At 29.9% G+C, this 25,624-nt stretch carries 24 protein-coding genes; all 24 read right to left on the bottom strand.

Going from position 1 to position 25,624, the window contains the following annotated elements; translation table 11 throughout:
• The 24 genes from NLG42_RS01420 to NLG42_RS01535 all read right to left on the bottom strand — a co-directional run bounded on the left by NLG42_RS01420 (window position 1) and on the right by NLG42_RS01535 (window position 25,621).
• Entirely contained in the window at window positions 1-1,071 is a 1,071-nt protein-coding gene (locus NLG42_RS01420) for a glycosyltransferase (protein ID WP_257682801.1), read from the bottom strand.
• A complete protein-coding gene (locus NLG42_RS01425; protein WP_257682802.1) occupies window positions 1,068-2,900 on the bottom strand; it encodes a glycosyltransferase in 1,833 nt (610 codons plus the stop codon). Before NLG42_RS01425 ends, NLG42_RS01420 begins: the two co-directional genes overlap by 4 nt.
• A 1-nt stretch (window position 2,901) precedes the next feature.
• The gene (locus NLG42_RS01430; protein WP_257682803.1) at window positions 2,902-4,281 is read right to left on the bottom strand and encodes a CDP-glycerol glycerophosphotransferase family protein; all 1,380 of its coding nucleotides are present in this window, start codon (window positions 4,279-4,281) and stop codon (window positions 2,902-2,904) included.
• Window positions 4,282-4,290: 9 nt separating this feature from the next.
• Window positions 4,291-5,172 (bottom strand): hypothetical protein, encoded by an 882-nt coding sequence (locus NLG42_RS01435; RefSeq protein WP_257682804.1) that lies wholly within the window; start codon window positions 5,170-5,172, stop codon window positions 4,291-4,293.
• Complete coding sequence (locus NLG42_RS01440; protein ID WP_257682805.1) at window positions 5,172-6,605, bottom strand: MBOAT family O-acyltransferase; 1,434 nt, start codon at window positions 6,603-6,605, stop codon at window positions 5,172-5,174. The genes NLG42_RS01435 and NLG42_RS01440 overlap by 1 nt, the downstream gene beginning before the upstream one ends.
• 148 nt (window positions 6,606-6,753) lie before the next feature.
• Window positions 6,754-7,416 (bottom strand): acylneuraminate cytidylyltransferase family protein, encoded by a 663-nt coding sequence (locus NLG42_RS01445; protein ID WP_257682806.1) that lies wholly within the window; start codon window positions 7,414-7,416, stop codon window positions 6,754-6,756.
• Window position 7,417: 1 nt separating this feature from the next.
• Entirely contained in the window at window positions 7,418-8,509 is a 1,092-nt protein-coding gene (locus NLG42_RS01450) for a glycosyltransferase family 4 protein (RefSeq protein ID WP_257682807.1), read from the bottom strand.
• Window positions 8,510-8,562: 53 nt separating this feature from the next.
• Window positions 8,563-9,564, bottom strand: a complete 1,002-nt coding sequence (locus NLG42_RS01455; protein ID WP_257682808.1) for a glycosyltransferase family 2 protein — start codon at window positions 9,562-9,564, stop codon at window positions 8,563-8,565.
• A gap of 4 nt (window positions 9,565-9,568) precedes the next feature.
• Complete coding sequence (locus NLG42_RS01460; RefSeq protein WP_257682809.1) at window positions 9,569-10,513, bottom strand: glycosyltransferase family 2 protein; 945 nt, start codon at window positions 10,511-10,513, stop codon at window positions 9,569-9,571.
• Complete coding sequence (locus NLG42_RS01465; protein ID WP_257682810.1) at window positions 10,514-11,377, bottom strand: hypothetical protein; 864 nt, start codon at window positions 11,375-11,377, stop codon at window positions 10,514-10,516.
• The gene (locus NLG42_RS01470) at window positions 11,370-12,662 is read right to left on the bottom strand and encodes an ABC transporter ATP-binding protein (RefSeq protein ID WP_257682811.1); all 1,293 of its coding nucleotides are present in this window, start codon (window positions 12,660-12,662) and stop codon (window positions 11,370-11,372) included. Before NLG42_RS01470 ends, NLG42_RS01465 begins: the two co-directional genes overlap by 8 nt.
• Window positions 12,663-12,701: 39 nt before the next feature.
• Window positions 12,702-13,568, bottom strand: coding sequence for an ABC transporter permease (locus tag NLG42_RS01475; protein ID WP_257682812.1), 867 nt, complete (start codon window positions 13,566-13,568; stop codon window positions 12,702-12,704).
• Between the two features lie 94 nt (window positions 13,569-13,662).
• On the bottom strand, window positions 13,663-15,630 hold the full coding sequence (locus NLG42_RS01480) for a polysaccharide biosynthesis protein (protein WP_257682813.1): 1,968 nt from the start codon (window positions 15,628-15,630) through the stop codon (window positions 13,663-13,665).
• Between the two features lie 83 nt (window positions 15,631-15,713).
• Window positions 15,714-16,598, bottom strand: a complete 885-nt coding sequence (rfbA, locus tag NLG42_RS01485) for a glucose-1-phosphate thymidylyltransferase RfbA (RefSeq protein WP_257682814.1) — start codon at window positions 16,596-16,598, stop codon at window positions 15,714-15,716.
• A 110-nt stretch (window positions 16,599-16,708) separates the two neighbouring features.
• Window positions 16,709-17,554 carry a dTDP-4-dehydrorhamnose reductase gene (gene rfbD / locus NLG42_RS01490; RefSeq protein WP_257682815.1) on the bottom strand — a complete coding sequence of 282 codons (846 nt, stop codon included), beginning with the start codon at window positions 17,552-17,554 and terminating at the stop codon, window positions 16,709-16,711.
• Window positions 17,554-18,102, bottom strand: a complete 549-nt coding sequence (gene rfbC, locus NLG42_RS01495) for a dTDP-4-dehydrorhamnose 3,5-epimerase (RefSeq protein WP_257682816.1) — start codon at window positions 18,100-18,102, stop codon at window positions 17,554-17,556. Before rfbC ends, rfbD begins: the two co-directional genes overlap by 1 nt.
• Window positions 18,103-18,117: 15 nt before the next feature.
• On the bottom strand, window positions 18,118-19,245 hold the full coding sequence (locus tag NLG42_RS01500; RefSeq protein ID WP_257682817.1) for a DegT/DnrJ/EryC1/StrS family aminotransferase: 1,128 nt from the start codon (window positions 19,243-19,245) through the stop codon (window positions 18,118-18,120).
• On the bottom strand, window positions 19,245-19,667 hold the full coding sequence (locus tag NLG42_RS01505; protein ID WP_257682818.1) for a WxcM-like domain-containing protein: 423 nt from the start codon (window positions 19,665-19,667) through the stop codon (window positions 19,245-19,247). The genes NLG42_RS01500 and NLG42_RS01505 overlap by 1 nt, the downstream gene beginning before the upstream one ends.
• Complete coding sequence (locus NLG42_RS01510; protein ID WP_257682819.1) at window positions 19,657-20,628, bottom strand: MraY family glycosyltransferase; 972 nt, start codon at window positions 20,626-20,628, stop codon at window positions 19,657-19,659. The genes NLG42_RS01505 and NLG42_RS01510 overlap by 11 nt, the downstream gene beginning before the upstream one ends.
• Window positions 20,628-21,527 (bottom strand): NAD-dependent epimerase/dehydratase family protein, encoded by a 900-nt coding sequence (locus NLG42_RS01515; protein WP_257682820.1) that lies wholly within the window; start codon window positions 21,525-21,527, stop codon window positions 20,628-20,630. The genes NLG42_RS01510 and NLG42_RS01515 overlap by 1 nt, the downstream gene beginning before the upstream one ends.
• Window positions 21,528-22,319, bottom strand: a complete 792-nt coding sequence (locus NLG42_RS01520) for a glycosyltransferase (protein ID WP_257683969.1) — start codon at window positions 22,317-22,319, stop codon at window positions 21,528-21,530.
• 118 nt (window positions 22,320-22,437) lie between these two features.
• Window positions 22,438-23,883 (bottom strand): glycoside hydrolase family 55 protein, encoded by a 1,446-nt coding sequence (locus NLG42_RS01525; RefSeq protein WP_257682821.1) that lies wholly within the window; start codon window positions 23,881-23,883, stop codon window positions 22,438-22,440.
• On the bottom strand, window positions 23,880-24,791 hold the full coding sequence (locus tag NLG42_RS01530; RefSeq protein WP_257682822.1) for a hypothetical protein: 912 nt from the start codon (window positions 24,789-24,791) through the stop codon (window positions 23,880-23,882). The genes NLG42_RS01525 and NLG42_RS01530 overlap by 4 nt, the downstream gene beginning before the upstream one ends.
• Complete coding sequence (locus NLG42_RS01535; RefSeq protein WP_257682823.1) at window positions 24,788-25,621, bottom strand: glycosyltransferase family 2 protein; 834 nt, start codon at window positions 25,619-25,621, stop codon at window positions 24,788-24,790. Before NLG42_RS01535 ends, NLG42_RS01530 begins: the two co-directional genes overlap by 4 nt.
• Window positions 25,622-25,624 lie beyond the last annotated feature (3 nt).

Here is a 25,624-nt window from a genome sequence, read left to right on the forward strand (position 1 = left end):
TTAATTTTTATAAAACTGTATTACTTTTTTGATTACAGCTGATTTTGAATATTTCTTTACAGCTGATTTCGAAAAATTTACTACTAATGTAGTTCTCAATGCTTCATCGTTAGTTAGTAATTTTAACTGATCCTTTAATTCTAAATAGTTTAACGGGTCAAATAACAATCCGTTAAAACCATTTTCAATAATTTGCGAACAATATCCAATATTTGAAGAAAGAACTGCCAATTTTTCTGATGCGTACTCTAATAAAGTTATTGGGAATCCTTCGTTTGTCGAAGCCAAAACTCCAACTGAAGATTGTGATAATATATATTTGATATCGTTCCTCTCTCCGTACAAATGAATATAGCTTTCTAATGAATTAAATCTTATAAACTCCTTTAAACAAACTGAATAAGAGTCGAAATAATCTTTTCCAATTAAATGTAAAGTCCATCCTGATTCCTGTAATCTTAAATTTTGAAAAGCTTTAAGCATCAGAATGTGATTTTTGGGTTCTTTTAAATTTGCTAGAAAAACTATTCGCCTGCCTAGAATTCCTTTTAGTTTTGTTGTTTGTAAATTATCTTTTGTATCTAAAATGAAATTTGGAATAAAAAAAACGTTTTTACAAAACATATTTTTTTTGCTCCAATCTTCTAATTGCAGATTTGCTGCAAAAATGGAAGCAAAAAAGAAAGAACAAAAAATCAACATTTTATTCTTACTCTTCGATTCAACAGCTCTATTTCCAAAATGATCGTGCCAGAAAATCTTAGTTCTGGGCAATGTCAATTTTACTAAAACTGCGCTAAAAAAAGAAGTACTGTGCGCATGGATAATTTCGATTCTATTATTTAATATATACCTTCTTAACTTTAAAACAGCTTTAAAATCAACTTTGCCCTTTTTGTTTAAAAACAAATACGAAACATTTTCATTTATCTGATCAAACAATTGTCCCTCTTTTCGAGTTACAATCAACCCTGAAAAAGTCACTTCTTTTGATAAAGCATTGGCATAATTCACCGCCATTCTTTCGGCACCACCCATTTGAAGTGAATCTACAATTTGCACCACTCTCATTTCTCAAGTACCTTTTTAAGTTCTGTTTCGAAGATTTCAATTGTATAATACTGTGACCAATCAGCAGCTCTCCTACTAATTTTTAGAAAAAGTTTTTCATCTAAAAAATCAATTATTTGATCCCGATCTTTCTCTAAATTCATTCTCAATACTATTCCTCTTTTTCCATAATCTAGCATAAATGGAACACACGAAACTTTTGTCGCAATAGGTATACAGCCCCAAAACATTCCCTCGGCAATAGCTTTTGGCCATCCTTCACTCTTTGAAGGTAAAATAACAAAATGGCTTTTTTTGTAGACTTTTTTTAATGTTTCTTTATCTTGATTACCATGCAAAAAAACAATATTTTGGAGTTGATTTGCTACAATATATTTTTCTAAAGAATCTCTTTCATTTCCTTCTCCGTATAAATTTAAAACCGCTTTATTTCCTTTTTTCATAAGTTGTTCGATTAACTTAACAGCATATATAGGATTTTTACCTTCAACTAAACTGCCTGCAAATACAAACTCAATTGTTTGATCTAAACTCTTTTTTGTGATCAATTCTTTTTCAGACTCTGAATAAGTTGCGGTAAAAAACGGTCTTATATTTTTTGATTGATTTTCCCAGTCTCCGTAAACCAAAACCTGTACATTCCTGCTCAAAAAAGTATTAGTTAAAATATACTTTTGTAAACGGTATGTCCAAGGCTGTTTACTTTGAGGGTCCCAATTCCCTGCATACTTCGCCGATTTTATTTTATTTGGAAAAAGTATTTGAACAAAACAGCCCAATAATCCAATATTTCCTGGACATCGCAAATGTATATGATCAGCATCTTTCATAGCCCAAAAGAGTTGCCAAAGGATAAATGGAATTTTGAAAATCGATAAAAAACTGTTTTTAAAACTAGTAAAGCTAAAGTTGGAAACGCTCCTAAAATCAATCTTGCTATGTTGATAAGCGCTGTCAATTTTTGTTATCCTGTTTTTTTTTAATGGAGCCAAAATAATAACCTCATCAACAGGAATATCTTCAAAAGGAATCGCTCCGTGAAAATGAATATGTCTTGCTAATTGTCCTAATTGAGATAATTCCTTTTCTTTAAGCATCTGTATGTAAGAGCTTCCATCTGGAAAAAACCAATCTCTTCCATAAATTTCTAATGAAACATTAGGAAACTTTTTATTTACTAACGGAAAAGCCTGAATCAACTGCCGGATTCCTTTTTTCTCGCAAACCGTCCCAACAAAAACAATTTTGTTCTGAGATTCATTTTCATTTACAGGTTTAAAAAAATCCGTATCAATAGGGTTACTTAAATATACTAGTGGTTTGTTATTGTAACTCAAATACTTTTCGGTATGATTTTTTACATAATGAGAAACTGCTATAAATGCATCACTTTTTTTGAAAGATCTTTTTTCCTGAAACCCTTTCCATTTGTCAATTTTTCTTTTTTCACTTTCTGCAAAAAAATGATGACCTCCATGCAGACGTATCACATATTTTACATCTGGCAGCTTATTTATAAAAGAGAGACCAAGCTCAGATGATTCAACAATTTGTATTGAATTACTTTGATGTATTTCTTTGATTTTATTATTTATAGATTTAGAGTTTAAATACCACGTAAAGCCTTTTACTGTATTTTTCTTTAATCTATAAATTTCTACACCCTCAACAATTTCAGTTTCTTCTGTTGCAATGTAATTTATCCCAACAACTGACACTTTCATTCCTTGTTTGACTAGTGCTGGTGCCAATGTTCTAACAAAACTTCCTATTCCTCCATGTGGGAAACCTTGTTTCGGAAATTCGTTTGTTATAAAACAAATATGCATCTTAAACAGCAATCAGCTTTTGTCTTATGTTATTTGATGCGTTTTTATAATCACCAAGTATTTTCACTTTCCATTCTTCCATAGCAGCATTTTGACTTGTCTCTAAAACTATTTTTTTTGAAATTTCTTCTTTGCTGTTCAGCCAAATAACCGCTTTTTTATTTGGCATACTCTTAAAATGCTGAAACTGATAGATTGTCTTTACGGACCAATTTTTTTCTTTTTTATTTTGCTGATCGTAATTAATGAAGATGCAAGGTTTATTAAACATCCAAAAATCAAATGCCATTGTTGAACCAACATTTACAACTAAATCAGAATAAAAAACGGTGCTGACAAGCAGTTTTACATCTTCGAGAGATGGATAGACAGCATTCCATTCCTTTGATTTACTAAAATACCATGATGGTGAAGCTTCTTTTATTAGATCTTTAAATTCATTTACAACTTCATCAAATCTTCCTGAAAAATCAACTGGACATCTTCTAAATAGTATTTGATACTGGTGCTGTAAATTTGCTTTAATAATTTCTTGAGCAAGATCTTTTAAGTAACTCGGATCATCTGGAGATGTTTTTAGATCATCTCCTGAAAAACATATTATTTTCTTATTTGGATCTAAATTATATCTTTTATAAAAGATCTCTTTTTCAATTATATTTTCTGCTTTTTGATAAAACTCAAACTGAGGTGTTCCTGTGACAGAAATTTTATCCACAGAAATTTCAGGATAATATGTATTCAGCTCATTTTTCATATAATTTGACCAAACTAAATAATTATCGGCTCTTAAAGCTAAACGGGCTTTGGGCAGATTATCCCAAGAATAAATTACTGTTGTTGTTGGAATTCCTAAATCTGATGCCGCAGCAAATATTGCTGCTGCTTTTAAAGCTCTTTGATGGGAACAGAAAACAGCACTAGGCCGCTCTTTTTTTAGAATTGTTTTTACCTCATCGTAAAGAGGATTTTGACGAAGGGCATTCTGATATCTTTGTTCTAATTTTAAAATGCTGGAATACTTTTTAAAAAAAGGAGCAATACACTCAATTACTTTGTAGAAAATCTTTTTAGAAAATGTCTTTTGATTCCAATTCCAGTTACTTAACAAAGTTGGATTCTTCACCTGTTTCTGATTGTAATACAATCTTGATAAACAAATTAATTCCCTCAGAAATTTTTCCTTTACAGACTCTTTATAATCAGGAATTACAATTTCACTTTCTATTGCAACATTCTTCTTAATTTCTATTATGGTCTCTGGATCAAAATTATGAAACAGAATCAATTCTTCGTTTATATTAATAAATGTGTCTGAATAAAGGTAATTTCTAATTCCAATTCCATCGGGAAAGAATAGTAAAATTTTATTCCTCTTCATTAAAAAAACCTACTTATTAAAAAAGTCTTTCAAAATTCTAGCCGTAAAAATTTTAGCACCTTCATCTGTCATATGTCCGCAAGACGAGAAGTACTTATTTTCGATCACTATGTTCTCGTAATTATGAATCTCGGGATAAGCTTTTTTAACTTTCTCAAAATAATTCATTCCCACAACGTTTTCGCACATTGGCGTCATTACTGCAATAAAATTAATGTTGTTTGCTTTGCAGATATTTTTAATTTCTTCGTAATATTTATTATGAAGAAGCGGATTTAAATTGACAATATTATTTTTCATATTGCCGTTTTTATGTTTTTCTAATGGATAATATCCTAGGTTATCTAATGCATTTGTTTTTTCATTTTTAATGATTTTACAAACTTCTCTAAAACCAATTTTGCTATCAAACTTTATGAATCTATAAAATGGAATATAATAGAGTTCATTAAAATTTTCTTGAGATTTAAACTGATTTTTTATTACTTCCGAATTATGAATGTAAGGTAAAAACTTTGCCGAAACGCCATCAGATTCTTTGTCGTTTGACAAATTTAAATCGGCTTCAAGAACAACATTTTTAATTTTGTATTTTCTTTCAATCATTAATTTCAGCATCAATGAAGCTTCAAATAAATGTCCGCCGCTCATACCATAATTAAAAGTTTTTAGCCCTTTTTCTTCAAACATTTGCGAAACAAAATGATTGTTTGCTCTTGAGGAACCTAGAATAACTACATCATAGTTTTGAGGTTTAGAATTGACAACTGTTTCAATTTTTCCGCGATTTTTTGATTGAAAAAAAACTGCTGTATAAAGTCCATCCAAGACAACTGCTATTAGAGTTGTTATTAGAATAATTTTAGCGGTATAGGTTAAAAAACGTTTCATTAAAATTGAAAATATATAAATTCTTTATAATCAGAGAAAGTTCCAAACGCAAGTATTGCTGTAATAGCCAATGCAATTTTAAGCATACTATTTCGTCCTGAAAGCGGTTCGATCTTAGCACGGCTATTCCACTCTACTGCAACAAACAATACTACTAAGAGTATTAATTCATAATTATATCTTTCGTTATCTAAATATTGAAAACTAAAATCTTGATTTAAAACTAATCTTTTCAGATACAACAAAGCATCTGATATCGTTCTTGCTCTAAAAAACACCCAAGCGATACATGTAATTATAAACGTTGATAAAATACTAAGGATTACTTTTACAGAGTCTAAATCTCTTTTTAAAACTATTGTATCAATGTTATTTCTGTTACTTTTTGCCAGAAGCAGCGGTAAAAAATAAACAGCATTTATGAATCCCCAAGCTATATAAGTCCAATTTGCTCCATGCCAAAATCCGCTGACAATAAAAATTATAAACGTATTTCTAATTTTCATCCAAAGTCCGCCTTTACTTCCTCCTAATGGGATATATAAATAATCTCGAAACCATGACGAAAGCGATATGTGCCATCTTCTCCAGAACTCAGCAATATCTCTAGAAAAATAAGGGTAATTGAAGTTTCGCAACAAATCAATTCCAAACAATTTTGAAACCCCTAAAGCAATATCTGAGTAACCTGAAAAATCTCCGTAAATTTGAAATGCAAAATAAACGGCTCCCAATATCAATGAAAAAGAGTTCATCGTTGAATAATTATCGAAAATGGCATTAGCATAAGTTGCGCAAGTATCGGCAATAACTACTTTTTTGACTAATCCCCAAATAATTTGACAAACTCCATCTTTTGCAGTTTGAAAATTAAATTCGCGTTTTATTTTTACTTGCGGAAGCAAATGTGTAGCTCTCTCAATTGGACCGGCAACCAGCAAAGGAAAATAACTTACAAACAAGGAGTAATCTACAAAGTTGTATTCGGCTTTAATTCGTTTATAATAAATATCTATTACATAAGACAGTCCATGAAAAGTGTAAAACGAAATACCGACCGGAAGAATCACATTTAACAAAATTGGACTTGCTTTAAATCCTGCTGCACTTAACAAATCTGCAAAAGAGGCTGCGAAAAAATTATAGTATTTAAAGATTCCCAAAAATCCAAGATTAACAATAATACTTAACCAAAACCAAAATTTCCTGCTTTTTTCCGATTTCCCTTTCTCAATTTGAATTCCTGTATAATAATCTAAGAAGGTTGAAAAAACTAATAAGAATAAAAACCTCCAATCCCAGCAGGAATAGAAATAATAACTAGCAATAATTAATACAAAATTTTGGGTGCTTTTGTTTTTATTAAAAACGAACCAATACAATAAAAATACTATTGGTAAAAAAACAGCAAAAGCTATGGAGTTGAAAAACATAAGTGCTTAAAAGTGGAAATTAATAACGAAACATATTTAAATATCTCTAAATTGTTTTTGATGATTGAGCGGACAAATATCCGATTTCTGCAGACAACTAAGAAATAATTTGGTAATATTTCTATATACAGACTCATTGAGATGTAAATCAATACATATTTTTAAATAAAAATGCAGCGTAATCAAAATCCTCTTGGGTATCAATATCAACATTCGCGAACGTATGGTTTACTTCGAATGGTAATGCATCTTTTGAAATAATTATATCTTCAAAAATTAATCTTGCTTTTGTAATATAAAGTAATCCATTTTCAAAGAAAAGAGGTTCCAAATCTTGGCTCCTTTGTCCGATTTTATAAGTAAACGGAATAAATTTATTATCAACTATTTTTCCAAACTTTTTATCATTCCCAGTAACCGTAAATAAACTATCATACCGCTCTCTTTCATATGCCCTAAAAGCATCTTTCAATAAATTTTCTGGTCTTAATGGATTTGTAGGCTGCAGTAAAATAACATTTTCAATATCAACATTTATTGTCTCTAAAACATGCTTCAATGCAGTTACGGTTGGTTCTAAATCTCCTGATAGCGATTCTGGTCTGTCTATAACTTTTGCTCCAAATTGTAATGCAATCTTTTTTGTTTCTGCATCATTAGTCGAAACATAAATTTCATCAATTATTTCACTATTGGCTTGTGCATACAAAATACTATGCACCAGTAAAGGAATACTGCCAATTAGTTTTATGTTTTTTTGATACAGCCTTTTGGAACCTCCTCGTGCTGGAATTATGGCAATTGTTTTCACTCTAAGGCATACTGTTTTTAGCTTTGGTTATAAGTTCATTCATTCTAATATTCCATTTTTCTGAAGAATACAATTCTGAAGAAAATTCAGGAAGCTCAAATTTTCCATCCAAAAAATCATTTATTGCATCGACCCATTCTGAAACAAAATCTGGATTTTGGATGAGTCTTCCCAGCTTTCCATATTGTAAAACTTCTGGGACTCCTCCCATTGCAGAGGCAATGCAATAATTACCGCAGTGCAAAGCCTCAATTAAACTTAGGCCAAAACCTTCTTGGCATAACGTTGGAAAAAGATAACAATCTGACGCTTGGTAATATTCTGGAAGATCATGATTTGGAATTTTACCCAAGAATTTTACGCCATCTATATCTTCTTGAGCTTCGCAACCAATAACTATTAGGACTATATTTTTTTCTGTTTTATATATTTTTTTCCATGCTTCTAAAATAATATGTAATCCTTTTTTGGGTCTGTCTTGAGAACACCATACAAAGGCTTTTTTATCATCAAACTCGTATTTCTGTTTTAGTTCTTGCTTTTTTAAAATCGAAACTTTTTTAAATTTATTAGTATCGATGCCATTATAAAGTATAGAAAAATAGCTGGGAAGAGTAGTAATTGTTTCTTTATGCTGTTTATAACTATCATTTGTTAATACGATCAATTCATTTATCAATTCATAAAAATTTGATTTTGAATTTAGCTGAGCATATGGGGAGAAACCATGATAAAAGAACTGAATGTAACAATTCTTTGAAACTCCTTTTGAAAGAAGATACTCTTTAAGTGGTTTAACCATTCCGTAATTATCAACAATTTGAATTATATAGTTTTCGTTTCGAACTATTATCTTGTCTAAAGCGCTTAAATATTCTATGTTTTTTTTCTTGAAAACTTTGTTCTGAATGCTGCTCCAAAGTGTTGCTTGTATAAAACTATATTTTACTCCCTTAAACAAATCTTCTGACTTAGGGCAAACTATATAATCTATTTCATTATTTTTCTCTAGGTAATTATTATATAGGGTTGTCCAACTTCCAATCTTTGAAAAAGGCAGCGGAACTTGCGAAAGTAAAATCACTTTTGCCATTAAACTTTTCTCATTAATCGTTTCGACATTTTTGCACTACATTATATAATTATTTAGTCTTTAATTCTAATATCAAATCTTTTCAGATGTATTAAACGAAAACCTTTTTTGGTTAAAATAATTGTCGTAATTCCAACATAAAGTCTTACTGCATCATAATAGTTAAGATTTACATCCTTTAAGTTTTCTAAAATGAATTTAAAATTTCTTATGCTTTTATTAAATTTTAACAGCAATCTTATCTCGTAGAAAAAATGCAATTCTCTGTATATTATATATTTCTTAAGCTTTTTGATTTTATCTTCTTCTATATTACATTCATTGGAATTTAAAACTTTATAAACTTTTTGAAAATAATCAAGTTGTGATTGCAAACTGATTGGATTAGTTGATGCTTCGGAATCAATACTTTTATGTCCTCTTCGCACAAAAAACAATACGTCTTCAATATAGTAAAACCTCACATTTTCGACCAATCTTCTAAAGTTAAAATCAGTTTCCTGAGCATTTGACAAAGTCTCATCAAAGAGTTCTTTATTATTTAGTACTTCTCTTCTCCAAAGTGAAGATGGTGTTAAAAAATAAAGCTCACCTATTATAAAATGAAATAAGGCATTTTTATCGTAAATCATTTGAGGGATAAAGTCCTCATTAGCATCGTGAATTGTTTTTGTGAATATTTTCGAAAACGCTGCACAAAATCCTAATTCCTTATTTTTATTTAAAACACCAACTTGTTTTTCGAGAAAATCAGAACTCATAATATCATCGCTGTCAAACCATTTTATATATGCCCCCTTAGATAACTCGAAACCAAAGTTCCTACAGGCATTTGCACCTTTTATTCGATCTATTGGTCTTTGATGATATTGAAAACGTTTATCTTTATATATGTAGCCAGCAATCAAACTAGCTGTTTGATCAGTGCTTCTATCATCAATAATAAGGCATTCCCAGTTTGTATAAGTTTGGTTTACTATACTGTTTAACGTTTCAACTATTAAATCTGCTCGATTAAAGGTTGGAATGATTATAGAAACTAACTTATTGTGCATTTGATCAAAAGATAAAAAGAGCGCATTTTGTAACTTTCATGTATTTCTTAACAATCTTTGTAAAGTGGTATGCAACCGATTTTATAAACTTCAAATAATTTATAAAGGAATTATAATTGAAGTAGAGCCAACTTATTTTTAAGAAATAAACGATTTGCTTTTTTTCATTTATATAACAATTTGAAATTTTGGAAACTAAAATTTGTCTTTGCTTTTTTGAAAAACAATTTGTTCTTCTCGTCAAAAGAAAATAATAAAATGTAAACTTTGCTTTGTTCTTGATTCTTTCTTTTGTTACATCTCCGGAAATACTTAGAGATGAAAATCTCACAAAAATGACTGCGTTATTAATGCTATAGACATTTTTAAATTCAGAAAACTCCAAAACGGCCGTGTCGTCACTATACCACGCTATTGGATAATCTCTAAAACCAATCTCTAAAGCCTTTTCTTTCTTAAAAACATACTCACTTAATGAACTGCGAGTTTTATTTGTTATTTTTCTAATCAGGAAATCGGTTGATTTTTCTATTTCTGGATGTGTATGTACATCCGAAATGGTTTCATTTCGCTCATTGATTAATTGTGTCGAGTACCTTATAACATTAATCTTTTCATCGATTTGGGACAGACTTTTATAGAACTCCGCAATAGCATTATTACCCAAAACATCGTCATCGCCCAAAACCATAATCCATTCTTCATTTTCTGAAAAATCAATACAGCGCTGCCACTGTTTTGTTAATGACTTACTCCCTAAATTTTCATTAAAACGATAATAGTTAACATCAAACTTATCCCGATATTTTTCGATTATTCTTTTTGGACACTCAGGACTTGCATCGTCTCCAATATAAACCTTAAATCTTTTATCCGATTGATTAGCAAGTGATTGAATTGTTTCTTCAAAATAAGCTAATTTGTAAAAAGGAATTATAATAGCCAACATTTACTTAAGCCTTATTAATCTTTTTAAACCGGCTTTAAAAACCATTTTATTTGATAACAATAGTGGAATTTGACCATTATTAATTTCAAATTTTGCGATAAAATCATCAATAGAATTTGACGGCATAAATTCTAACACATTCCATACTTTTGGTGTTATGGGGTGAATATCTTTAAACTCTTTGTAATTAGAACTATTTAAGCCTTTCCAAAACTGAAAATATATTTCAGTATCAAAATCATCTCTATGTCCCCAATTTTTAATCTTTAAATGAACTTGTTCTTCACTTCTAGCCCAAGATTGATGAATTACTTTAATATTCGAAAAATGATTTTTGATTTTATTATTTCCTCTTGTATGTGTATTTATTGTCTGATTTGTAATAAACGGAAATTTCTCTTCATTATCAATATACAAATAACCATCTGGCAATTCTCGAAACAAAGTAATCAGATTTCCTTGAAAACAAATTGGTGTAAGTTTAGGAAACAAATTCAGATACCAATACTTGTTTAAATACTTCGTGATCTTTTTAAAATCATAAATGTATTCATCAACATCCAACTGAATTTTCCAACCTTTCCCTAATTTCTTCAGTACCATATTTCGTTCTCTCGATTCGCATTCCATTGGGGTCAAATCTGACATATAAAATTGATCAAAATAGAATTGAATTTTATCCTTCTTATCAAAAATTTTAACTTCATCAAAAAAAGAATCGGGTATTTTAAATGTATTTCCACTCCATGTTTTACTTTCACTGTCTATTGCTAAAACAATTTTATCGACATCATCATACAATTGTTTAATAGAGGTAAGCAACATAGCATAATCATAAGAGACTAAATAACTCACACTAATCATTCTCTGTAACTTTTGAGTTCCACTTTGTGGGTAAATACATTTTCGAATGTTTAGGCAACGGTTTTGTCCTTTTTGTGAAACTGCTTTGTTCTAAATAAAATCCCACTAAGTTTTTAATGGTATAAAAAGTATCAAGCTGACCACTTCCAATCCAAAGATTAATAGTATAAAAACCAGGAATAAATAACAAGTGATCTGTCTTAACGTGAATTGTAATTTCCTTTCCTTTTTCTAACTTCTGAAACAGCAAACCATCATCTTCATTTGTAATATGAGCTACTAACTCTTGATTTGCATTTAAAACATCCATCGCAATAGATAAATCTGTAACACGATCTAAAATCTTAAAGTTAATTTCAAATTCTAATTTATCTCCCAATTCAATAATCTGACCTTGTAAAATTGGAATATTATTATTTGTGACTTTAAAATAATTAAATTCTATTCTATTTAAACGAGATTTATGAATACACTCTGACAAGAGTTCTTCTGTTGTTATTTTTGAATAAAAATCTATGCTTTCGCTAATTTCACCTTCAAAAACAACCTTTCCGTATTCTAAAACAATTCCTCTTGTGCATAGGCTCTTTATGGCAGCCATATTATGGCTTACAAATAAAACAGTTCTGCCTTCGCCTTTTGCAATATCTTGCATCTTACCGATTGCTTTCTTCTGAAATTCTACATCACCAACTGCCAATACCTCATCAACAACCAAAATTTCAGGCTCTAAAAAGGCTGCTACAGCAAATGCCAAACGAACATTCATTCCAGAACTGTATCTTTTTACGGGAGTATCTATATAACGTTCACAGCCTGAGAATTCAATAATTTCATCAAGTTTTGAAATGATCTCTTTTTTGGTCATTCCAAGAATTGCTCCATTTAAAAAAATATTTTCTCTTCCTGTCAATTCTCCATTAAATCCAGTACCAACTTCCAATAATGAAGCGATACGTCCTCGAGACTTTATTCTGCCTGTAGTTGGGGCAGTAACTTTTGATAATATTTTAAGAAGTGTCGATTTCCCTGCTCCATTTTTACCAATAATTGCTAAAACTTCTCCACGTTTAACTTCAAAATTTATATTTTGCAGTGCCCAAACATAATCTGAAGTTCCTTTAACAGAGCGATAATTAGTTTCTCCTATTTTTAAATAAGGATCCTCCTTGCCTCTTATCTTGAGCCACCAACGATTTAAATCATGGCTTATGGTTCCGGTACCAACTTGCCCTAGACGATATTGTTTAGAAATATTCTCGACTTTTAAAATAATGTCTTTCAATTTTTGAATAAACTAGATTTAATAAATATCGAACTCTTTTTAAACTGTATCTATAAAACTTTTCTCGGTTCTATTAAAAGTTAAAAGACCAATAAAAAAAATAACAATCGTAACAGCAACGGTATAAATTAATCCTAAAGCTGATACTTCACCCACATTTAAAAGAATGTATCTTGAAGTTTCAATTATAAATGCCAGCGGATTGTATTCAACAATCCATCCATATTCTGGCAGTTTATTTTTTACTAATCCCATTGGATACATTACAGCTGACAAATACATTAATAATTGGATTCCAAAACTTACCAAATAACTAAAATCTCGATATTTAGTAATCATCGAAGAAATCAACATTCCTAATCCAAGCCCTAAAATCCCCATGATGATAATTAGAAAAGGAAAAAACACTGCAAATCCATTTAAAATTAAATTCACATCTTTTAAATAATAAAATATATAAAATGCAATAAAAATTAAAAATTGGATTCCGAATTTAATTAAGTTAGAAATCACAATTGATAATGGAGTAATAATTCTTGGAAAATAAACTTTTCCAAAAACACTTGCATTCACTTTAAAAGTATCAGAAGTTCCATTCAAGCAAGCTGTAAAATAATTCCAAATCGTAATTCCTGTCAAATTAAATAAAAAAGGCGGTACAGAACCCGTATTAATTCCGGCTACGTTATTAAAAATGATGGTAAAAGTAAGCGACGTAAATAATGGTTGTATCAAATACCATAACGGCCCCAAAACAGTTTGTTTATAAACCGTTATTATGTCTCTTTTTACAAAAAGAAATAATAGATCTCTATATTGCCAAACTTCTCTAAGATTTAATGATAGAAATTTGTTCCTTGATTTTATAACAAATAACCAATCCTCTTGCTCATTTTCACTGTCCATTATCAAAAATATTTAACAATGGAAAAAGGCGCTAAAAAAGCACCTTTTTTCTTACAAATTATATTTGTAGATAACATCCTATAGTTTATCCATATTATTTATCCAAAACTTCAAAAGTTGAATTCATACTCTTAAATTCAGGAACAATCTTTTTCATCTTAGCGACAATATCGTCATTGTCATAAAAATCAGCAATTCCAATTAGCTCATCGATATCAATATGCAAATTTTCGTATTCATCTTGTATTTCTTGAGCAATCATAATTTTATTATGATAAGTTGGCAGCGTTTTAGAAGTATCATTCAATAACTCTTCATATAATTTTTCGCCTGGTCTTAAACCTACTATTTTTATTTTGATTTCTTTATCAGGGATAAAACCTGCAAGCTTAATCATTTTTCTAGCTAAATCAATAATTTTGACTGGTTTTCCCATATCAAAAATATAAATTTCTCCACCATTACCCATTGCTCCAGCTTCTAATACTAACTGACAAGCTTCTGGAATAGTCATGAAATATCTAATAATGTCTTGATGTGTAATTGTAACTGGGCCGCCTTCAGCAATTTGCTTGGTAAATAAAGGGACTACAGATCCATTAGAACCTAAAACATTTCCAAAACGAGTAGTAATAAACTTTGTTACCCCTGGAATATTTTCACTTTGATTTTTTAAGAATAAAGACTGCACGTATTTCTCTGCAATACGTTTACTTGCCCCCATAACATTACTAGGGTTAACTGCTTTATCTGTTGATACCATGACAAATTTTTTGACATGATACTTACAGGATAAATCAGCAAGATTCTTAGTTCCTTTTATGTTAGTTAAAATAGCTTGCGAAGGGTTGTCCTCCATTAATGGCACATGTTTGTATGCTGCCGCATGAAAAACAACATGCGGATTATGGTTTTTAAATACCTTCTCTAATGCTTTTTTACTTTTTACATCAGCAATTACGGCAATTATTTTTGTGTCTGAATTCATGGCTAATGTCTCCAAACATAAGTTATGAAGCGGCGTTTCAGCATGATCCAAAACAATCACAGCCTTTGGATTAAAACCAAGAACCTGTCTCACAATCTCACTTCCTATTGAACCAGCGGCTCCAGTAATAAGAATTGTTTTGTCTTTTAATTGCTTAGAAATTGATTTACTGTCTAGAACAATTGGTTTTCGTTCCAGCAAATCTTCAATTTGAATATTTTTTACTTTTTGCGAAATCTCTTTTTGATTTTCCCAATCTGAAATCAATGGAACAGTATAAACTCTATAATTAAACTCCAAACATTGATCAACAATGATTAACTGTTCTTCCTTAGACAAACTTTTATCTGCAATAATCACACCTTCTGCAGCTACAGAACGCATTAATGCAGGTAATTTTTTTCGTAAAATCAATATCGGAAGATCCAACATTCTCTTAGATGCATTCTGATTATTTTTATCGACGAAACCTACAATTTTAAATCTAGAAGGAGTTTCAAACTTCAAAGCATTGGCAACAGAGATTGCATTTGCATCTGTACCATAAATTACTGTTCGAATAAGTTTAGAATTTGTCTTTTCTGAAAAGTACATTTCAAAAGTTTGTTTTACGACTACTCGGTACAAAAACAAACTACAAAAAGACAAAACCAAATTAATAAAGAGTCCTGTATTCAAAAAAGCCTTATGTCCTGTATACAATTCAAAAACTAAATTGAAAAACAAAAAGAAAACTAAAACTGACATTTGAGAAAACAACAGTTTTATAGCGTCAATAAAAGAAGAATGCCTAATAATACCTGAATAGGTCCTAAACAACCAAAAGAAAAATATGTTTACAACCAACAAACTAACAACAAAATAAGATTGATGCGATGTAATAATATATCCTAATCCTGTTCCTTCAAAAAGCATATAGGTAAAGGTGAAGGAAAAAATCAGTACCATTACATCAATGGCAATAATAATCCATCGAGGCAAATAACTAAGGCTATTGATATTTGCTCTCAAATTCCTTGGTGAAAAAGAATTGTACAATATAGAGGCTATTTTGGTTGGTTGATCTGTCTCCAATTTGGTCTGATTTCGTTCTGTAAACTTTGTATGTCTTACAAAAATACAAATTAAAGGGTTTAAAAATTTATTTCTAGAATAAATTAAACTTTAACTCCTCTTTTCTTTTGTTTTAAAAATTCTATTAAATACGCCCCGTATCCCGATTTCACCAACGGTAATGCTAATTTCTCAAGTTGAGCATCATCGATGAATCCTTGTCTCCAAGCAATTTCTTCAATACAACCAACCTTTAGACCTTGCCTTTCCTCAAGTACTTGAACAAATTGACCTGCTTGCATCAAACTATTAAAAGTCCCTGTGTCTAACCAAGCCGTACCTCTACTTAATATTCCAACTTTTAGCTTTCCTTTTTCAAGATAAACTTTATTAACATCTGTGATCTCATATTCACCACGAGCACTAGGTTTAATATTTTTAGCAATTTCAACTACAGAGTTATCGTAAAAATACAATCCTGGAACAGCGTAATTTGATTTAGGCTCCAATGGTTTTTCTTCAATTGAAATCGCTTTTTTGTTTTCGTCAAATTCAACAACACCATATCTTTCAGGATCAGAAACATGGTACGCAAAAACAACCCCTCCTTCTGGATCAGCATTATCTTTAAGCAATTGTTGCATGTTTGTTCCAAAGAAAATATTATCCCCAAGCACTAAAGCGACCTTATCTTTACCTATAAATTCCTCTCCAATGACAAAGGCTTGTGCTAACCCATTTGGATCTGGCTGTTCAGCATAACTAAACTTGCAGCCAATTGAACTACCATCTCCTAAAAGTTTTTTAAAATGGGGTAAATCGTGAGGGGTAGATATAATCAAAATTTCACTTATTCCTGCCATCATCAAAGTTGACAACGGATAATAAATCATTGGTTTATCGTAAACTGGCATTAGTTGCTTGCTCACCGCTAATGTTAATGGATGTAATCTCGTGCCAGAACCTCCAGCTAATATAATTCCTTTCATCTTTTGTGATTTTAGATTTTAGATTTTTAGAAGCAAGATGTTAGAAGCAAGACTTTTGACTTTTACCTTCGTTAGAACATTAATGCTAAAATCTATATATAATCTTTTCTTTAAGTAAACATTTTTTTTAAACTCTCTTTGTAATCCGGCACCTCAACCTTGTAAACGGACATTATCTTTGACTTATCTAATAGTGAAAATTCAGGACGTTTTGCTGGAGTTGGATAAGAAGACGATGGAATTCCTCCTACTTTGCAACTGTAATTTCCAAGTTCTTTAATACTTAACGCAAATTCGTACCAGCTAATTTCACCTTCATTTGAGTAATTATAAATTCCTGGAATCCATTTAGAAGATTCAACTATATCCATCATTGCAAGTGCTAAATCTGCTGCATACGTTGGCGAACCAATCTGGTCATAAACCACATTAATTTCATCTCTTTCCTGCATTAATCGTTGCATCGTTCTTACAAAATTATTTCCAAACTTACTATAAACCCAAGAAGTTCTAATAATAATAGATTCGGGATTTTCTTTTAAGCAAGCTATTTCACCTGCCAACTTACTTTCTCCATAAACATTTATAGGGTTAGTTTCTGCTTTTTCATCCAAAGCAATTGACGAAGTTCCATCAAATACGTAATCAGTTGAAACGTGAATTAATTTGACATTATTTTCGAATGCATATTTTGCAATTAACTCAACTGCCAAATGATTTATAGTAAAAGCTAATTCTTTTTCCGTTTCCGCTTTATCAACTGCCGTATATGCACCACAATTTAGAATTATATCTGGTTGAATTTCGCCTAACTGTATTTTCAGAATCTCTAAATTATCTAATGTGATTTGAGTTCTATCCGCAAAAAACCAATTGCATTGTGTGTATTCTGACGATAAAGCTGATAATTCAGATCCTAACTGCCCATTGGCACCTGTTACAAGAATTTTTCTCATTAAAATAAACTATTACAATTTTCAATAAAAGGGAGAATTTGATCTTTTTCCGAGACAATAGCCTCCTCAAGATTCATTCCCCAATCAATATTCAAAGATGGATCGTCATATTTGATTCCTCCTTCAGAAGCTTTGTTATAAAATTGATCACATTTATACATAACCGAAGCCGTTTCACTAATAACTGAAAACCCGTGAGCAAATCCCTGCGGTACTAATAATTGTTTTTTATTATCTGCTGATAATAAAACACTAAATGATTTCCCATATGTAGGAGAATCTTTTCTTAAATCTACTGCAACATCAATAATTTCTCCTTCTAAAACACGAACTAGTTTTGTCTGTGCGAAAGGAGGATTTTGGTAATGCAACCCTCTTAAAGTTCCCTTTTTTGAGAATGATTGATTATCTTGAACAAATTCAATATTAATTCCTAAATCTTCAAATTTAGTTTTACTATAAGATTCAAAAAAATAACCTCTTTCGTCTCCAAATACTGTTGGTTCTACAACTACTAAGTCTTTTATAAATGTTTCCTCAATTTTCATTTTAAAATTTTATATTCATTTAAAGAAATTAATGATAACTTCTTTTATTCTATTTTTATCGGTATTCGTTAAATTTGATCCTGATGGCAAACATAATCCTTTTTTAAATAACTCTTCAGAAATCTTATTACCATAATATGGATATTCTTTAAAAATTGGCTGCAGATGCATCGGTTTCCATAATGGCCGACTCTCAATATTAGCTTTTTCAAGAGTGAGTCTTAAACTCTCTTTCATTTCTTCTGTTTCTAGTAGTATTGCATTAAGCCAATAATTAGAAAAGAAAACATTCTTTATGTTTTCAAAAAGTTTTACATTTTCAACTTCTTGAAATATCTTTTTATAAAATAAATGATTTGCTTGTCTTAAATTAATATTCCTTTCTAAGATTTTAATTTGTCCAAGACCAACTCCTGCGCAAATATTACTCATTCTATAATTATAACCTATTTCGCTATGCTGATAATGTACAGCTATACCTTTTGATTGGGTAGCATAAAAGATAGCTTTCTTTTTTATTTCATCTGAATTCGTAATTAATGCTCCTCCGCTAGAAGTAGTTATAATTTTATTTCCATTAAAGGACAAAATACCAAAAAAACCAAAGCTACCACATTTTTTACCTTTATAAGTACTTCCAAGAGCTTCTGCACTATCTTCAATAATTGGTATTCCATATTTATCAGCAATTAAATGTACATCATCTACTTTATAAGGCATGCCGTATAAATGAACTGCTATAATTGCTTTTGGTTTTTTTCCTTTTTTTATTCGATCTTTTATTGCTATTTCAAGATTTTCAGGACAAATATTCCATGTATCAATTTCACTATCTACAAATATCGGACATGCATTCTGATATAAAATTGGATTTGCTGAAGCCGAAAAAGTCATGCTTTGACAAATAACCTCATCACCAGCTTTTACATCTAACAAAATTAATGCTAAATGTATCGCAGATGTACCAGAATTTGACGCGACAATAAAATTTTCATTTTCAAAATACCTCTGAAGTTCATTTTCAAATTCATCTACATTTGGCCCTCCTGAAGTAATCCAATTTGACTTTAGAGCTTTCTGAATATATCCTTCCTCAAACCCACTTTCTTGAGACAATGATAAATAAATTCTTTCGTTTTTCATTATTTGAAAAGCCAATAATCTAATGGATAACGAACATCATCATCGCTTACATTTGCTAATGGCAATGTAGAAAAGGATATTAGTTTTGAATTTTCTTCAAGAGATTCTATTGCATTTGCATAGCCCGCAGGTATATGAACAATTTTGCTTTCAGATTCAGAAACAAAAACAGTCTCAATAATTAAATCTTTCGAAGGATTCTCCCAATTATCAATTTTTATAAAATGAATATTAAAAGAACCTGAAAGACAATAAAAATTTTTAGTATCTAATTTATGCCCCTGCCAAGCTCGGATTGGATTTTCCTTCGAATTACTTATAATATAAAACCTTTCGATATCGGCAAAACTAAAATCGTTTACATACGATATACTTCCTCGATGATCTAAAAATTTTCCTCCTTGAATTATTTTAGACGCCATGATTCAATCGCGAATTACTTTTGTTTATTAAATAAAATTTTGATGAATAAAGCAACAATAAGGGCAAAATTACAATTAAGAATACAAGTGAATCTTGAACTTTTTGATAAAGAAAAATCACTACTAAAGAAATTCCTGTCTGAACTAAAGCGTAAAGAAGAGATACTAATCTATGCTGTATTTTATATTCATTGCTTAATATTTGATATAAGTGCAATCTATGTGCCTCAAAAATATTCTGCTTTAGATAAAGCCTATGTAGAATTGTACAAACCGCATCAACTCCATATACTGCTAAGAACAATAGCCAAATAAGTGATTCTGTAACAAGAATTAGTTTTACAATCAAATAAATTATCCAAAAAGCGACGGCAATACTTCCAACATCTCCAGCAAAACATTTTGCTTTTTTTCTATAATTAAAAAACAAAAAAATTAAACTGGCCACCATTACATATTTTATAAACATTCCATCAGTAAAAAACTGGACTTTTGTATTGACATACAACAATGATCCCATTACTACTAAAGTATACAGTCCAGTAATTCCATTGATTCCATCCATGAAATTATACGCATTTATGAGTCCAATAGCCAAAATATATGCAATGCCAACTCCCCAGATAGGCATTAAATGGAATAAATTCAAATCGACAAAAATCAAAGTGATTGCAAAGAAGTGAATTGAAATTCGGATCTTGTTTGACAAATTTTGAATATCATCCCAAAAACTAACTAAGCTAACTAAAGTAATACCAGTAAAGAAAAAATAATTATTTTCTATATGTTGCATAAAATAAAGTAGCGCTGAAAACCAAAATATGATCCCGCCTCCTCTCAATGTTATTTCTGTATGCGAACTCCTTTGGTTTGGTTTATCAATTATATTAAAATGATTTGCCACTTTAAAATAAACTAGCAATATAATTATTAATACTATTCCTAAAATTGTGTATTCCATTATTTATTTATAAAACTTTTTATAGTTTTTTCAAGTCCTTGCTGAGCTGTATTAGGTAACTTTTCAACTCCAACAGCTTTTTTTATTTTCAGATTAGAAACCCTATAATTCTCTGTTAATTTTTGAATGGTTTCTGAATTTAAAGGAAATTTAATAAAATCTCCCAGCTTAGCCATACCATTAATTAATCTCTTAGGAATTGCAATGGATACGTTTTTCTTGTTTGAAGCCAATGCAATTATTTTAACCAACTCGTTTGTCGACAAAACTTCATCATCTGCAAAATTATAAACACCTGAAATAATATTTTTATTTTCAAGAATTTCTTTAATCATGAAATTCAAATTGTCAATTCCTAAAAATGATCTTTGATTTTCAAAAGCTGCTAAAGGATAAGGAACTCTTTTCTTTACTAAATTATAGAGCAAGTTTAAATTTCCTTTATTCCCCGGACCATGAATCATGCAAGGTCTTATTATAAAAACTCTTTTACCGTCTGGAATTTCTTTTGATAAAATATACTCTTCTGCTTTTAATTTAGATTTTCCGTATGCTGTTTTAGGATTCGGTTTAACATTTTCATACAAAATTTCAAACACATCATCAGCAACAGCTTTTACACTACTAAAATAAATAAAGTCTTTAATATCACTTTTTAAAAATGCATTAAATAATTCTTCGGTCAAATCTGTATTTACTTTAAAATACTCCAAAGTATCGCTGGTTCCTTTTGTATCATGAGCTTTACCGGCGAGATGAATAATTGCATCAGCTGTAAAATCATTTTTCCAATTTAAATTTCTTAAGGAAATTTTATCAACTAAAAAAGAATAATTAGTTAAATAATCAGATAGATTTTTGCCAACAAAACCAGATGAACCTGTAATCTTTATTTTCATTTATTTGAATTGTTCTAATGCTTTTTTATTTATTTTCTTTCTTTCTGAATCAAAAAACCATCCCCATTTATTAAAATAAGTAATAGCAGAATTTACAAATATTTTAAAAAGTCTTTTACTTTTATTTGCCCCAGATTCATATTCATGGACAACTGAAACATTGGGAAAATAAATCGTTTTATAATATTGGTGTATTCTTCTAGACAAATCCCAATCTTCAAAATACATAAAAAAATCATCGTCATACATGCCAACTTTTTTAACAGCATCGAGGTTTAGTAGCGTAAAACAGCCTGAAAGTACTGGTGCATTATAAATAAAATCTTTCGGAACTTTTCTTAGTTCATATTCATCTATAAATTTCTGATAGGCTTTTAATGGCCACTTAAGTTTTCTCCAAAATATACTAAAAGGAGACGGCAAAAGCTTAGGTAAATACTGAATACTTCCATCCATATTCAAAACCTGAGGCATCATCATTCCAATTTTAGCATCTCTATCCATATATTCGATCATACGTGTAATTATATTATTCTCAAAATAAACATCTGGATTAATGATAAAATGATACTTCGATCCTAATTCTATTGCTTTTTGAATTGCTACATTATGAGAAGCACCGAATCCAGGATTCGATGGATTATGAAAATATGAAATTCTGTCATCTGTTTTTAAAATTTTCAAACAATCAATTGGTGAATTATCAACTAAAAACAAATGAACTTCTAATTCAGAACTTAAAAAGGATTTAATTATTTCTTGTAACATATTGACATCATTATTAAATAACACAATACATGACGTTACTCTTATTTTCAAAATAATATTTTTAATTTATATAGTTATTTTTTCGATCAAACATAAGCACTAATAATCGATTATAAAACTTCTTGTTTAGTGCAGAAAAAATTTAATTTAAAATTTTAATCAGAGGTTTTTTCGTCTTATTCATTAACTTTATATTCTTAATGTTTTTATCAACATTAATTTGCTTTAAATTAACTTTTTCTACCTCATAATTTCCATTATGAACTGAAGATGAAGGTAGCATAAAATTTAAATTTTCATTACCAGTTTTCCCTATGACTTCACCAATTAGCACATTTTGCATTCCATAAAAATCTACTGAGTGGCTTTCTAAATTTAACCTATCAATTTTTACAGTTGATAAGATTGAATTATCCAATAAAGCAAATTGGGCAGCAGAAGATTTATAATTTCCAGATAATTTAAAATTTTTAATTAAAATATCACATTTACCCAGTAGAGAACCTCTTAGTCCCTTATTTAAACAACCTTCTCTCCCACTTTCAATATCTAGATTATTAATAGTGACTTTCCCTCCTGCAGAGTAAATATGTATTGCTGAACTATCGAAATTAGAATCTCTTTTATCTCTCGAAGTTATCTTAATTTTTAGATTGTCAATTGTTGCAGTTTCACATCTTTCAAACCACATCCCCCCAGAGGGATTGTTTGAAAAAACAAGTCCGGAATAGTTGTATATTTTGATTTTGTCTGCAGTAAAATTTTTATTTCTATCTGCGGTAACAGCAGTTGACCCATAATTGACAACTTCTAAATTATGAGCTGTATAATTTCCATGGCTGACAATAAAATTAAATGAAGCTTGTGGCATCATTTGCAAGCTAACTCGATCATAAAATTTTCCATCAACCTGAAGTTTAACTGGTAAAACTCCAACGTTTTCTGCATATGCATTTGAAACAATTGTCTCTCCTCCAGAAGTTTTCCCATCATCTATCGAATGGTAAACATGAAATGTTTTATAACTAAGATTTTTAAAATACAAATCATTAAGCATTACTTTTCCTAAACTATAAATAGTTATTGCCGACATGGCATGAAGATTTTTTACTGAAAATTTATTTACCTCTATATGAGCCTGGTTATCCATTGCATAGAAATAAAAAAAATCTGGTCTACTTGGGCAAATACTTTTTACATTGTTTTCAGTACTAAAAACATTCCATTTCTCAATATCATTTGTAGTATCTCTTTGTCCATCAACAGTAATATTTGTTAAATTAGCTGTATTTGTGATAATGTGAAAATTTCCTTGCTTATCATAAGTTTTACCGACAACAAACCTACAATTAATTAAATTCATTTCTTTTAAAGTTACATCTACTGTACCTTCAACTAAATAAACGAATCCTTCTCCATCTAACAATTCACCTTCCTGGCATGCTAATAATGCCTTCTGAATAGCTTCTGTATCGTCAGTCACAGCATTACCTTTTGCACCGAAAGATTTCAATGTCCTTGTGACTGCAAATAAGGAAAATGAACTAACTAGCAGAAGTAAAAAAAAAATATTTTTAATGGCACTCACTTTCCAATCTCATTGATTATATTAGGATTATCACAAGTCAATCTTATATCCCCATGTTTCAAAATCCAACGTTTAAATCCGTTATCAAAATAATTATTTTTTCCAAATTTAAAAACTGACTTATCTTCTAAAGTAACAGCTAAATTGTACCCAAGCTTTTGGACTAATTTAGAGATTTTAATTTCTCCGTCTCTTATTAGCAATCTTTTATAAACAATACCTTTTCCAGGAAATTTCCCTCCATTTTTAGCAACTATTTCATTTAACACCTCTATAGTTGTCAGTAAAAAAAAACTTTGTAAGTGTGGCGTAAAATTGTTTCTAATGATTGATTGCCATATTTTGGAACAGTAGGAAACTCCCATCATTCCAACATCAGGATTCGCTTCCATATAGGAAATATAATTTTCTAAAAATTCCGTCTGAATAACGTTGACAGAAGTATTGCATAAAAGTACATATGCATTTGGTTTGTCCTTTACTAGATTATAAAATTCAGAATAACCCGAAAAATCCATACCTTCATTACTCACTGATACAATCTTATCGACACTTTTTTCAATTTCTATTTTATTTTTAAAAAGAGATATTTCAGAAATCGTTAAATAAATCTCGCTTTGTATCTTTTTACTGACTTTTGAAAATCTTTCTAGGTGTGCTTGTAAACCACAAGCAAATTCTTTACCTGTTTTAATTTTTTTAATTCTCGTAGAGGGATAACCGCCCCATTCATGTATGTTAATATAAATCATCTTGGAATCAATACCAGATCTTATCTTTTTAACTTGAGATGCATTTTTATTACTAATTTCATTTTTAAACCATTCCCAAAAGTATAAAAATGGGAAAAACAAAAGTTCTAAAAAAATAATTAAGAAAAATTTAAATTGCTGCGATAGTTTTTTCATAACTTTCTCAGGATGGTGTAATACAATTTATAATAATAATACTGAAACGCATTTAAACCATTAATTTTTTTTAAAAATTTTATATGTTGTGAATGGCCTTCCAATGTTTTTTGTAGATCCTTTATTTTATTAAAAAAATAATAGAATGAAATATTTCGAGCACCAACTTCATTATTCCCATGTTGTCTATATAGAATTGTTGCAGCTTCGAGATGCTTAACTACTCCTCCTTTTTTAATCGTTTGCAAAGCAATCCACCAATCATGCATTGGTGCCTGATCTACATATGGAAAGGTAATTCCTTTTACCTCTTTATTAAAAATCATTGTACAGCCCGTTACACAATTAAATACCTGGATTAAATTCTCATTTTGAATAATCTTAGGCTTAATGGCAGACATTTTCCAAAAAGAAGGTTTTATAACCTCTAAATTTCCATTTACAACTTTTAAATCAGTATGAACTATTACAGGTTTATTCGGATGGTCAAATTCTGCTTTAATAATATTTGCTAACGATATTTCAATCTTATTAGGAAGCCAAACATCATCATGATCACAAAACATATAATATTCAGCATCGACATTTTCTAATAGATAAAAAAAACTTTTCATTGCCCCTAATCCTTTATTAGAATCGTCCAAAACAACTATGTTAGGATACTGCTTTTTATTTATTTCAATAATATTTAATGTATTGTCGGTCGAGCCATCATCCCTTATGTATAAAATCCAATCTTTATTAGTTTGATTTTGTAAAGAGGCTAACTGCTCTTCGAGAAACTTTTGGCTATTATATGTTGCTAAAAGTATAGCGAGTTTACTTTTCATAAA

The sequence above is a fragment of the Flavobacterium plurextorum genome, assembly GCF_024638035.1.
Lineage (GTDB): Bacteria > Bacteroidota > Bacteroidia > Flavobacteriales > Flavobacteriaceae > Flavobacterium > Flavobacterium plurextorum.

Coding starts and splice junctions, on each gene's coding strand:
- NLG42_RS01420 (WP_257682801.1), bottom strand. CDS start 1,071: ATGAGAGTGGTGCAAATTGTAGATTCACTTCAAATGGGTGGTGCCGAA.
- NLG42_RS01425 (WP_257682802.1), bottom strand. CDS start 2,900: ATGCATATTTGTTTTATAACAAACGAATTTCCGAAACAAGGTTTCCCA.
- NLG42_RS01430 (WP_257682803.1), bottom strand. CDS start 4,281: ATGAAGAGGAATAAAATTTTACTATTCTTTCCCGATGGAATTGGAATT.
- NLG42_RS01435 (WP_257682804.1), bottom strand. CDS start 5,172: ATGAAACGTTTTTTAACCTATACCGCTAAAATTATTCTAATAACAACT.
- NLG42_RS01440 (WP_257682805.1), bottom strand. CDS start 6,605: ATGTTTTTCAACTCCATAGCTTTTGCTGTTTTTTTACCAATAGTATTT.
- NLG42_RS01450 (WP_257682807.1), bottom strand. CDS start 8,509: ATGGCAAAAGTGATTTTACTTTCGCAAGTTCCGCTGCCTTTTTCAAAG.
- NLG42_RS01455 (WP_257682808.1), bottom strand. CDS start 9,564: ATGCACAATAAGTTAGTTTCTATAATCATTCCAACCTTTAATCGAGCA.
- NLG42_RS01460 (WP_257682809.1), bottom strand. CDS start 10,513: ATGTTGGCTATTATAATTCCTTTTTACAAATTAGCTTATTTTGAAGAA.
- NLG42_RS01465 (WP_257682810.1), bottom strand. CDS start 11,377: ATGATTAGTGTGAGTTATTTAGTCTCTTATGATTATGCTATGTTGCTT.
- NLG42_RS01475 (WP_257682812.1), bottom strand. CDS start 13,568: ATGGACAGTGAAAATGAGCAAGAGGATTGGTTATTTGTTATAAAATCA.
- rfbA (WP_257682814.1), bottom strand. CDS start 16,598: ATGAAAGGAATTATATTAGCTGGAGGTTCTGGCACGAGATTACATCCA.
- rfbD (WP_257682815.1), bottom strand. CDS start 17,554: ATGAGAAAAATTCTTGTAACAGGTGCCAATGGGCAGTTAGGATCTGAA.
- rfbC (WP_257682816.1), bottom strand. CDS start 18,102: ATGAAAATTGAGGAAACATTTATAAAAGACTTAGTAGTTGTAGAACCA.
- NLG42_RS01500 (WP_257682817.1), bottom strand. CDS start 19,245: ATGAAAAACGAAAGAATTTATTTATCATTGTCTCAAGAAAGTGGGTTT.
- NLG42_RS01505 (WP_257682818.1), bottom strand. CDS start 19,667: ATGGCGTCTAAAATAATTCAAGGAGGAAAATTTTTAGATCATCGAGGA.
- NLG42_RS01510 (WP_257682819.1), bottom strand. CDS start 20,628: ATGGAATACACAATTTTAGGAATAGTATTAATAATTATATTGCTAGTT.
- NLG42_RS01515 (WP_257682820.1), bottom strand. CDS start 21,527: ATGAAAATAAAGATTACAGGTTCATCTGGTTTTGTTGGCAAAAATCTA.
- NLG42_RS01530 (WP_257682822.1), bottom strand. CDS start 24,791: ATGAAAAAACTATCGCAGCAATTTAAATTTTTCTTAATTATTTTTTTA.
- NLG42_RS01535 (WP_257682823.1), bottom strand. CDS start 25,621: ATGAAAAGTAAACTCGCTATACTTTTAGCAACATATAATAGCCAAAAG.